Annotated in this window: 10 protein-coding genes; 9 read left to right on the forward strand and 1 reads right to left on the reverse strand. The window is 60.8% G+C overall.

The genetic code is table 11. The features are described 5' to 3' along the window. The first annotated feature begins 78 nt into the window (after positions 1-78). Entirely contained in the window at positions 79-1,245 is a 1,167-nt protein-coding gene (locus tag P0D70_RS35385; RefSeq protein WP_408187933.1) for an epoxide hydrolase family protein, read from the forward strand. A 560-nt stretch (positions 1,246-1,805) separates the two neighbouring features. Beyond that, positions 1,806-2,780, forward strand: a complete 975-nt coding sequence (locus P0D70_RS35390) for a hypothetical protein (protein ID WP_408187934.1) — start codon at positions 1,806-1,808, stop codon at positions 2,778-2,780. A gap of 49 nt (positions 2,781-2,829) precedes the next feature. Here the strand turns inward: P0D70_RS35390 and P0D70_RS35395 are convergent, their stop codons facing one another. Continuing rightward, complete coding sequence (locus tag P0D70_RS35395) at positions 2,830-3,915, reverse strand: TIGR03118 family protein (RefSeq protein WP_408187935.1); 1,086 nt, start codon at positions 3,913-3,915, stop codon at positions 2,830-2,832. A gap of 223 nt (positions 3,916-4,138) precedes the next feature. Between P0D70_RS35395 and P0D70_RS35400 the strand changes: the two genes are divergently transcribed. From P0D70_RS35400 to P0D70_RS35430, 7 genes are all read left to right on the forward strand, one after another. Then, positions 4,139-4,753, forward strand: coding sequence for an HAD family hydrolase (locus P0D70_RS35400; RefSeq protein WP_408187936.1), 615 nt, complete (start codon positions 4,139-4,141; stop codon positions 4,751-4,753). Between the two features lie 46 nt (positions 4,754-4,799). After that, positions 4,800-5,135, forward strand: a complete 336-nt coding sequence (locus tag P0D70_RS35405) for an ArsR/SmtB family transcription factor (protein WP_408187937.1) — start codon at positions 4,800-4,802, stop codon at positions 5,133-5,135. After that, positions 5,132-5,584, forward strand: a complete 453-nt coding sequence (locus P0D70_RS35410) for an SRPBCC family protein (RefSeq protein WP_408187938.1) — start codon at positions 5,132-5,134, stop codon at positions 5,582-5,584. The genes P0D70_RS35405 and P0D70_RS35410 overlap by 4 nt, the downstream gene beginning before the upstream one ends. Positions 5,585-5,623: 39 nt before the next feature. Beyond that, a complete protein-coding gene (locus tag P0D70_RS35415) occupies positions 5,624-6,262 on the forward strand; it encodes a glutathione S-transferase family protein (protein WP_408187939.1) in 639 nt (212 codons plus the stop codon). 36 nt (positions 6,263-6,298) lie between these two features. After that, entirely contained in the window at positions 6,299-6,508 is a 210-nt protein-coding gene (locus P0D70_RS35420) for a hypothetical protein (RefSeq protein WP_408187940.1), read from the forward strand. A gap of 130 nt (positions 6,509-6,638) precedes the next feature. Continuing rightward, the gene (locus P0D70_RS35425) at positions 6,639-7,628 is read left to right on the forward strand and encodes an aldo/keto reductase (protein ID WP_408187941.1); all 990 of its coding nucleotides are present in this window, start codon (positions 6,639-6,641) and stop codon (positions 7,626-7,628) included. Positions 7,629-8,210: 582 nt separating this feature from the next. Then, positions 8,211-10,394, forward strand: coding sequence for a M1 family metallopeptidase (locus P0D70_RS35430; RefSeq protein ID WP_408187943.1), 2,184 nt, complete (start codon positions 8,211-8,213; stop codon positions 10,392-10,394). Positions 10,395-10,506: the final 112 nt, after the last annotated feature.

Here is a 10,506-nt window from a genome sequence, read left to right on the forward strand (position 1 = left end):
TCATTGAACGGCGTGTGCGAAGTTCGTTGTCGAGTCAGGCGAGCACGCTAACCTTCCCGCTGCGCCGGACGACTTGCCATGCAGATAGAACCGTTTCAGATTGCCATTGCGGATCATGACGTCGACGATCTTCGTCAGCGTATTCGCGCGACCCGCTGGGCGCCGGCAACGCCGTCGCCAGCCTGGCAGCAGGGCATCGACGCGACGTGGCTGCGCGAACTGGCCGCGTATTGGGCCGGGCATTTCGATTGGCGCGCGGCCGAGCGCGGCTTGAATCGGCAGCCTCAGTTTTTCGCCAATGTACAGGGGCAGCGCGTGCATTTCGTCCACCGGCGTGGCGTGGGTCCCGCGCCTTATCCGCTGGTGATCACGCATGGCTGGCCGGGATCATTCATGGAATTCCATGCGCTGCTCGACCGCTTGTGCGACCCGGCCGCGTTCGGTGGCGATTCCGCCGACGCTTTCGATGTCGTCGTGCCTTCGCTGCCCGGCTTCACGTTCTCGCAGGCGCCCGCTCAGCCTGGCATGTCCGCGTTCCAGGTGGCGGACATGTGGGCGTCGCTGATGCACGGCCTCGGTTACGAGCGCTTCGGCGCGCAAGGCGGCGATCTGGGCGCCGGGGTGTCGATCGCGCTTGCCGCGCGGCATCCGCGAATCGTGGACGGCATTCATCTCAACTTCCTGCCGAGTTCGTATGAGCCGGCCATCGGCGCGGCGCAGATGCCGCTCACGGCGGCAGAGGAAAGATTCTTGCGGGAGAAGAACGAATGGGCCGCGCTCGAAGGCGGCTATGCGCACATGCACACCACCAAACCACAGACGCTGGCAGCCTCGCTCAATGATTCGCCTGTGGGACTGGCGGCATGGATCGCCGAGAAGTTTCGCGCATGGAGCGATTGCGAAGGCGACGTCGAGAGTGTGTTTTCGAAGGACGAACTGCTCACTAACATCTCGCTCTACTGGCACACCCAATGTATCGGCACGGCGATTCAGATGTACTGGGAAAACCGTCTGCAGCCGATGCGCTTCGCCGAAGGACAACGTGTTGTGCCGCCTGTCGGCTTTGCGCACTTTCCGAAGGAAATCAATCATCCGCCGCGCAGTTGGCTCGAAAGAACTTTCAATGTCGTGCAATGGACCGACATGCCGGCGGGCGGACACTTCGCAGCGGTGGAGAAACCCGATTTGCTTGCCGCCGACATTCGCCAGTTCTTCAGGCCGCTGCGGCAGCCGCAACATCGCTAGGTTGATTGCGACTGCGCTGGCGCCGCAAAGCGGTGTTTGTCTAGACAACACATTGCTGCCGAGCTATTGAGGCGCCTGGTTTCTTTTTCGATGAAACGCGAAGCGGAGGCGGGCACGCCGGAATCAGGCAATCATCGGACTTTAGCCTCGCAAGCGGCCCGCGGCGGCAAACCGAAAAAAAACGCGTGTGCAGGTAGCTAACAAGTAAGTTATTCGCGGACGCTCAATCATGCATCTGCAATTATTGCGAGAAGCCCACGGTCCATGTGGACCTCGGCGGCTCACGCGTCGCGTCTCTCTGCTTTTTGGCGGAAAGGCAATGCAAGGACGTGAAACGATAGTTCAAACGTGATATCTGCGCCCCGGCTCATCCGACTCCATCGCCGCAGATCTTCGCACCCGGTTCGAATCTGATGGCGAGATGGCTCGAACCGCGGTTTCCAATACTGCGCACCTTGTGGGGCAGTTCCACCTCAAGGCAAGAACATATAGATCAACCTCCGACAGCAACGGCGGCGCGCCAGAAGGCGATCTGTCGCTAGCGCATGGTGAGGAACAACGTGAATCTTTTTCCTTGCACTCTCGTTTATGTGGATGTCGATGCGGAGCCGGGCCCCAACTCGACGAATCGCGATCCGCTCTCGTACGTAAGCCAGGCGATCTGCCTGAATAACAGCTTACGGCGCGTGGGCATGCCGACCCTGACCATCATGACCAACGCGCCGGTGCTCGTCGCGCGCCGTCTGGAAAGTATGCCGGCGGCGAACCGGCCGGCAGTAGCGACACTTACGGCGACGATCGATCTGCCGAAGAACACGCCGTTCTACGCCGCGCATTTCAAACTCGATCTGATGGATCAGGTCGCGGCGACTCTACCCGCCGACACGATGATGCTATTGCTCGACGCCGACATGGTGGCCCTGCTGCCGCTCGCGCCCGACCTGATCGAGCGATGCGCGCAAGCCGGCCTTGGCGTATTCGACATTTCGGATCAGGTCTTTCCGGCCTACGGCAGCGAGCGTGTGGTCGCGGATCTGGAAATCGTCGCTGACCGCCGGCTCAAAAATCCTCGCTGGTATGGCGGCGAGTTCATGCTTGCGACGCCGGCTTCGCTGCGTCGGCTGGTGCCGCGCGCGCGAGCCAGTTACGCACGCTACCTAAGCGAAAGCGCGCGTCTGAGGCATCACGGCGACGAAGCGTTCATCTCGGCCGCGCTCAATGCGCTGGGCGACGAAGGGCAGGTGCTGATCGAGGTCGGCGCATATCAGGCGGTAGGTCGTCATTGGCCAGGCAACAACTATCGAGACGTGCGGTGGTTTCGCTGCTGTTCATTCGTTCATTTGCCGGGTGGCAAGGCGTTGCTCGAAAAGGAAGGGCGTTTTGACGATTTCGTGCCGGACCGTTTCTGGCGCCACATGCGCGTCGCGCATGTGCGTGGCCGCGTGCGCCATGCCCTGAAGCGGATCGCGAGGATGCTGAGCGTAGGGCGGCTCGCGTCGTTGTCCGCGTATGCATTGCGCAGCGTGAAGAGCTAGCCGCGTCGCTTACCTATGCGCCGCGGCAAGCGCTCCCGCGCGCCGCTCGTCACATTTTCACGTCGATGCGTCCATAGACGCCGTTCGCTTCGTCATTCGGACCGGCCGCGAAAAACAGCGTATTGACCGGCTGATTGCTGAGCCCGTTACCGAATGCGATACCCCACAGGCCGTGCTGGACGAACGCGCTTCCGTCAGGCAGATTGATCGCGCCAAGTGATTGACCGCTGACCGGATTGAAGGCGTTGATCGTGCCGTCGCCGAAGTTCCCAACCAGCACGTCGCCGCTAAACCGTCCAAAATTGGCTGGCGCCTGCGTGATTCCCCACGGCGCATTCAGCGCGCCCGCCGAAGCGAAACGCTGCAGCAGGTTGCCTGCCGTATCGAAGATATCGACGAAACCGAGGCCGGCGCCGTCGAGGTTGTCGTGCGCCTCTGCGTCCTGCTTGGCGTAGGTCACGAAGAGCTTCGCGCCGATTGCCTGAATACCGAACGGCGCAAAGCCTGCCGGTATCGACGCATCCTGAAACTTGCCCGACGTTGCAACCTTCGTGAAGCTTCTGTCGAATACGTCGATTCTGTTGTTGTGAAAGTCGGTGGCGTAGAGAAAGTTGGCGCCTCCGTTGCTGGCCATCGCGAGGCCTTTGTAGACCGCGCCGCTGCTGCCGCTGTCGAACACGACGAATGCGGTGGTCGGGGCGACCGTCGGCGCCCACGCCGTAATCGTACCGCCTTCGCCGGCAAAGATGAATGCGCCTACGCCGGACTTGCCGCCTTGCGTCACGACGAAGTCCGTCGTGCCGTTGAAGACAATGCCGGTCGGATTCGCCGGACCGTTCGTTCCATTCGGAATGCTGACGACTAGAGACTGTGGCGTGCCGTTGCCATCGTAAAGTGTCGCGCGCGAGGTGGCGTTGTCCGCGACCCAGACGAAACCCTTCGGATTAAACGCAACGCCCCACGCGTTTTTCAGGTTAGGGTCGGTATGCGCTGCCGCGACTGCGCCGTCCGATACGAGCGCCGTCGATGTATACGACTGCATACTGACCGAGTTGGAACCGCCGCATGCCGCGACGAAACTCACCAACGCGGCGCCGCCCACGGCGACGCCCAATGCCTTAAGCACAGATTTCATGGCCACACCTCTCTGTTCTGACCGATGGTCATTGCGCTTATTGAACGCGCGGTGTTGCAGCTTTATTCCTGTGGCGGAAAAGATTTTTTCGGTTTGTCCCGGCAAGAGTTCGTTGCAGGCATTGGCGGTTTTGTCGAGGCACAATGGAAAGAGGCGACCGTTCGGCGTCATCGCGCCAGGTGGTCTCTCCGTTCCTGAAACGTTTCGACGTGAGGCCGATAGCATGACCGCATCCATCACGCTGGTTCTGTTCGACATGGAAGGTGTTCTGTCCCATTACGACCGTGACGTGCGGGCTGAACATCTGGCGGCGTGCGTGGGGTGTACGCCGCAAGCCGTGCGTCACGCGATCTGGGGTTCGGGCCTCGAAGCGCGTGCGGATGCAGGCGAGATCGGCGATGACGAGTATTTGCGCGAGTTAGGCATTCTGTTGAATCACCCGATCAGCCGCGACGACTGGCTTGCTGCCCGTCACGCGTCGATTACGCCGAACGAGGACGCGCTCGCGCTGGCCGCGAAAGTCGCCGAACGCAGCCGCATCGCGGTGCTGACGAACAATTGCCGGTTGTTGACCGATAACATTGGGTATCTGAATCCCCCGGTGGCGCGGCTGTTCGGCTCGCATGTCTATTCATCGGCGTTGTACGGTGCCGCGAAACCCGCACCGCAGACCTATTTGCGTTGCGTCGATCAGCTTGGCGTACCACCGGCCGAAACGCTGTTCGTCGATGACACGGACGCCAACGTGAACGGCGCGATCGATGCGGGACTGCAGGGTCACAGGTTTGTCGGTGTCGACGCTCTGTCACACGAGTTGCAAACGCGTGGATTGATCTAGCCAAAACGACCTTGACTCCGCGCGTTCAGCGTCTATAGTTCACCATATGGTGAAGTCTCCAGTCAGTCAACTCGATCGTACGTTTTCCGCCCTCGTGGACCCCACGCGGCGGGCCATCCTCGCGCGTCTCGAGCGCGAGCCCGGTCTGTCGGTCACGGAAATCGCGCGTCCGTTGCCGCTCAAACTGCCCGCCGTCATGAAGCACCTCGACGTGCTGAGCGACGCGGGTCTGGTGGCGCGCACGAAGCATGGCCGAACCGTCACGGTGGAACTGGTCCCCGGGCCGATGGAAGAGGCGATGGCGTGGTTGCGGCGCTATGAACGCTTCTGGTCCGCGAGCCTCGACCGGCTTGCCGATTTTGTGGAGGGTGACGAGGAATGATCGAGGAAAAGCCCAGCTTGACCCTCGTGCGGCGCATCAAGGCACCGCCCGAAAAAGTCTACGCGGCATGGACGCGGCCGGAGTTGATGGCGCGTTGGTGGGGGCCCGACGCTGGACCGGTGTTGAGTGCCGAAGCGGACCTTCGCGTGGGCGGTCGCTTTCGCGTGGTGTTCCAGACGCTGGATGGCGAAACGCACGACTGTCGCGGTGAGTACCGGGAAGTCGAAGCAGGCCGCAAGCTCGTCTTCACATGGGAGTGGGTGACGCTGCCCGAACGCCGGTCGCTGGTCACGATCAGGTTTCGCACGATTGAAGAAGGCACCGAACTGAATTTCACGCACGCGCAGTTCTTCGACGAAGCCGCGCGCGACGGTCATCGCACCGGCTGGAGCGGTGCATTCGAGAAGCTGGAAGCACTGTTCGCCGAGCTGGAAAACGCGGGCGAATAAAGCACATTCCGGGCAAGTCAACGCATATCGAGGTCCACCATGAAGCTCTACTATGCTGAAACGCTGTCTCCCAGAAAAGCCTGCGCAATGGCTGGGTACTTAGGTTTGCCAATCGAATACGTCTTTGTCGATCTACGCAAGGGCGAGCATACTAGGCCCGCCTATCTGGCGATCAATCCGAACGGCAAGGTGCCATGTCTCGTCGACGGCGATAAGAGCATTTGGGAATCCGATGCGGTTATCTGCCACCTTGCGCAGCGCGCCGAATCCAGACTGTGGCCGCGCGACGCACAGCAGCAGATCGAAATCACGCGCTGGTTCAGCTGGAATAATCAGCACCTATACCGGCACGCGGGTTCGCTTTATTTCGAGTATCTGATCAAGCCGTGGGTCGGACTAGGCGAGCCCGAGCCTTCGAAGGTCGCTGAAGCTCAGGGGTTTTTTCGCAAACATGCCACCGTGCTGAACCAGCATCTGAAGGGGCGCAAGTGGCTGCTGGGTGATGACATGTCGGTCGCGGATTTCTCCGTGGGCGTCACGCTGCCGTACGCAAAAAGCGCCGCGATGCCGCTTGACGAGTTTCCGGAAGTGCAGCGCTGGCACGATCAGTTGAACGCGATCGATGCATGGCGCAATCCGTTTCCGGCGCGGCCGGAGCGCGCCACGGCGAATGCTTAAGGAGGCGCCATGTGCTGCGCGATAGTTGCCCTCACAATGACCTTGCTGTCCAGCTGGCAGAGCGTGTCGGGTTCGCTCGCCGGTCGAGGCGGGCGGCTGCGCCGGATCGCGATCGTGGTCATCGCGATCGGCGCCGCAGCGGGCTCCGCCATGGCGGCGGATCAGTTCGCGGCGGCAGGTCGTGGCGAGTCGTCTTTTATGGCGCGGCTTGGCAGCATGCCGATCTGCGGTCGCTTCATCCGCTAGCGGGGTGTTGCGCACGATCGCGCAAGTAGAACACTTTGCGGCTGCGCCGCATTAGCCGGCGCTCAACGTGCCATGCCGATTTGCCGTATCGTACAGAGTCACTGTATTGCGCGCGAATGGAGGGCACGTCATGGCACTTTCTTCGAAAGACGCTGCAAGGCTTTCCGGCAGACGCCGTTTTCTGCACACAGCGAGTAGCACGGCAATCGGCCTGTCGGCTTCGCTTGCTTTGCCGAGGCTGGCCCCGGCGCAAACGCCAGATCAATCTCAAACCGAATCCACGACGCCGTTGCCGCGCATGGCGCAACGCGTGATTCCCGCGACAGGCGAGCGACTGCCAATGGTCGGCTGCGGCACATGGCGTACCTTCGATGTCGGCAACGATCCCGCCGCTCGCGCGCAACTTGCCGGCGTTCTGCGCATTCTGTTCGAGGCCGGCGGTTCGACGATCGATTCTTCGCCGATGTACGGTTCTTCGGAAGCGGTCGCCGGTGCCTTGCTCACGCAACTCGACGCGCACAATAAAGCCTTCGTCGCCACCAAAGTCTGGACCGAAGGACGCGAAGCGGGCATCGCGCAAATGGAAGAATCATTGCGCCGCTTTCAGCAACCGCGCATCGACCTGATGCAGGTGCATAACCTGCTGGACTGGCGCACGCAACTCGCCACACTGCGTGACTGGAAAGCGCGCGGCCGGATTCGCTATATCGGCATTACGCACTACACGTCGAGCGCATTCGATGAAGTGGCGGCCGTCATGCGCAACGAAAAGCCAGACTTCGTACAGGTCAACTACGCGGCGGACGACCGCGCCGCAGAGACGCGCATCTTGCCGCTTGCGGCGGAGTTGGGCATTGGCGTGGTGATCAATCAGCCCTTCGGCGGTGGCGGCCTGCTTGCACGCGTCAGCAAAACGCCGCTGCCTGGGTGGGCTGCGGAAATCGGCTGCACGAGTTGGGCGCAGATTCTGCTGAAGTTCGTGCTCGCGCAGCCGGCGGTGACGGTGGTGATTCCAGGCACCGGGCGTCCGCAATACATGGCAGACAATGTCAGGGCCGGTTCGGGCCCATTACCCGACAAGGCCATGTGCGCGCGAATCGTAGCGGCGGTGAACGGATAGCGCATTATTCGCGCCGATTCCTTTTCTGAACTCTCCAGCTAGTTCAAATTAAAACCTCGCCGTAGGTTATTCAGCTGCATGGTCGCGCCATAACATAATCCGAACAAAAGAAAAATAAGCTTTCCCGTAGTTGCAGGCGATATTGCGAGTCTTAGAGGATTAACTCGATCTGATTACCGAAGCCATTCGGTTCGCATACGCATTGCCCGGCTGAAAGAAAGTTTGTGAAAGGAAGTTGACACGGGAACGCTTGCCAAACTAGGCTACGCACTGTCGTCAAAAACTGATCTCGGATTTCGCTATCTGCCCGGAGACGCAGGTAAGCCGCCGCTTTGCCGGTCAGTTAAACGATTGAATGAAAGCCGACAAAAACGGCCGAAGCTGTCTTTGTGAAAGCATTGTAATAAACGCGTAGCGCGATTTGAAAATCAGCCACAAGTGCTGAGGCGCCAACACGTCCAAATATTCTCGCTAGCAATTCGGTGCTAGTGCGGGAGACCTTTTTCTCTGAAAAACAGAGAAAACAAGCTGAACCACTCAACGCACTTTCTTTATACCGATATTGTCAGTCGAGGATTAATAATGCGTATAAATTTCCGATTGCAGATGCAGTGCCTCGCACTCGCCGGAATTGCGGTTCTGGCGGGATGCGGCGGCAGCGACGGCTCGTCGTCGTTGGCGAGCAAATCCGGGCAGACACCCGCAACCGCGCCGGCTGCCTCCGAGGTGGCGCTGACCCCGCCCGCCGCGCCGGTCGTTGCGGACACATCGATCAACAAGACGGTGCCGCCGGTCGAATTGCCCGACACGGTTACGCCGATCAACTACAAGCTCTGGTTCCGGCCGAACCCCGCGCTGTCTTCGTTCGATGGCCGGGCCGACGTACAGATCAAGGTGCAGAAGGCGGTCAACGCGATCACCATCGCCGGGCACCGGGTCAAGTTCACGAATGGCACGATCACGCTTCAGCCGGGCAACATTGCGTTGATCGCCACGCCGCAGGACGACGGCGATTTCTACCAGCTTCGCCCCGTGAGCGGGCAGATCGCCGCCGGCAACTACTCGCTGCATATGGAGTGGAGCGGCATCATCAACTTCAAGACTTACGACGATCCGGTCGCGAAGACCGGCGGCAGTTGCGGCGATGATCCCTATCCGGGTTGCTCCGCGGCGGAAGGCGTGTTCCGCGTCGATCTGAAGTCAACGGATGGCACCACGAGCGGCGCGATTCTCACGCAAGGCGAATCGAACCTGGCGCGCCAATGGTTCCCCGGCTGGGACGAGCCGGCCTTCCGGCCGACCTACGAGGTGAGCGCGGAAGTGCCGCAAAACTGGAACGTGGTCTCGAACGCGGCGGAGAAGCCCGCGGTCAACGTGGATGCAGGCTACAAGCTGGTGTCGTTCGAAAAGACGCCGCCCATGCCGTCGTATCTGCTGTTTTTCGGCGGCGGCCAGTTCGACATTCTCGAGGACGACTTCACAAGCCCGCTGCCCGACGGCAAAGGTCTGCATCTGCGCATCTTCACACCGCCCGGCATGCGCGATTGGGCCAAACCGGCCATGCAGCAAACCAAGCAGGCGCTCGATTACTACTATCGCTACACCGGCATTCCGTTGCCGCTCACCAAGTTCGACACGATCGCGGCCAACGACGCGTTCAAGGAGCAGAAGGACCTGAACTTCGGCGGCATGGAGAACTGGGGCGCGATTCTCGAATTCGCCGACGATATTCTGCCGGCGCCCGGCACCACCATGTCCGATTACGGCGTGACGGTGCTCACGCACGAAGCCGCGCACCAATGGTTCGGCGACCTCGTCACGCTCGATTGGTGGGACGACGTCTGGCTCAACGAATCGTTCGCGACCTTCTTCGAGAACAAGACCAAGGTGCGCTTCTTCCCGGAGCGCTTCAGCTGGGTCGACGACGTGAAGAACAAATACGCCGTGATCAATGCGGATCTGAAGTCCACCGCGTTCCCGGTGCAGCCGAACTTCAACGGCTGGGCCTCGAACGACTTCGTGCTGAGCGCGAGCGCCTTCACGTACGACAAGGGTGGTCACGTGCTGAAGATGCTGGAGAACTATCTCGGCGAAGAAGTCATGCGCAAGGGCCTGCAGTCGTACCTTGCCGACTATTCGCTCGGCAACGTCACGCCGAAACGTCTGTGGGACGAACTGGCGAAGGTTAGCGGTCAGCCGATGGTGGCGATCGGCGACAGCTTCGTGCGGCAGACCGGCGTACCTCTGATTTCGCTCGATACGCAATGCGATCTGACGACCAATCAGACCGTGGTCACGCTGAAACAGGCGCCGTTCCCGAACCAGAATCAGTATCCGGGTACGCAGTGGACCATTCCGCTGACGCTCGCGTACGGTGACGGGCTGACTTCACGCAAGACGCTGGCGATGAAGGACACGCAAACCCAGGTGCGTCTGAACGGCTGTTCCGCGGTGCTCGCCGATCCGAGCGGTCTCGACTACTACGTGACCAACTACAGCAACAATGCATGGAGCCAGCTGCTGGCGCAGGGCAATGCGCTGAAGGATCCGGTGCTGCTGACCAGTCTGCAACTCGAGGCGAAGCTGCTCGTGAAAAACGGTCTGGCGGATCCGTCGCGTGAAACCAGTATCGGCTCGCTGAGTCCGGCGGCCGCACCGCTTGCCCATCAGTTGATGATGGCAACGCCGACGACGCAGTCGCTGCGTCCGACGATCCGCTATCAAGGCAAGTTGCGGCAGAAGCCACAGGCGCAGCAAGCTCAGTAAGCAGAAGGTCAGAGTAGCGCAGCGGGGGGCCCCCCCCCCCCCCCCCGCCCCGCCCCCCCCCCCCGGTGGTGGTCATGTTCGACAAAAAAAAAAACAACCGGGAAAATCGGTA

The sequence above is a fragment of the Paraburkholderia sp. RL17-381-BIF-C genome (genome assembly GCF_046026435.1).
GTDB lineage: Bacteria > Pseudomonadota > Gammaproteobacteria > Burkholderiales > Burkholderiaceae > Paraburkholderia.

What these genes read in the sequence shown, in the direction of transcription:
- P0D70_RS35385 (WP_408187933.1), top strand. Translation starts at nt 79, where the DNA reads ATGCAGATAGAACCGTTTCAGATTGCCATTGCGGATCATGACGTCGAC.
- P0D70_RS35395 (WP_408187935.1), bottom strand. Translation starts at nt 3,915, where the DNA reads ATGAAATCTGTGCTTAAGGCATTGGGCGTCGCCGTGGGCGGCGCCGCG.
- P0D70_RS35400 (WP_408187936.1), top strand. Translation starts at nt 4,139, where the DNA reads ATGACCGCATCCATCACGCTGGTTCTGTTCGACATGGAAGGTGTTCTG.
- P0D70_RS35405 (WP_408187937.1), top strand. Translation starts at nt 4,800, where the DNA reads ATGGTGAAGTCTCCAGTCAGTCAACTCGATCGTACGTTTTCCGCCCTC.
- P0D70_RS35410 (WP_408187938.1), top strand. Translation starts at nt 5,132, where the DNA reads ATGATCGAGGAAAAGCCCAGCTTGACCCTCGTGCGGCGCATCAAGGCA.
- P0D70_RS35415 (WP_408187939.1), top strand. Translation starts at nt 5,624, where the DNA reads ATGAAGCTCTACTATGCTGAAACGCTGTCTCCCAGAAAAGCCTGCGCA.
- P0D70_RS35420 (WP_408187940.1), top strand. Translation starts at nt 6,299, where the DNA reads ATGACCTTGCTGTCCAGCTGGCAGAGCGTGTCGGGTTCGCTCGCCGGT.
- P0D70_RS35425 (WP_408187941.1), top strand. Translation starts at nt 6,639, where the DNA reads ATGGCACTTTCTTCGAAAGACGCTGCAAGGCTTTCCGGCAGACGCCGT.
- P0D70_RS35430 (WP_408187943.1), top strand. Translation starts at nt 8,211, where the DNA reads ATGCGTATAAATTTCCGATTGCAGATGCAGTGCCTCGCACTCGCCGGA.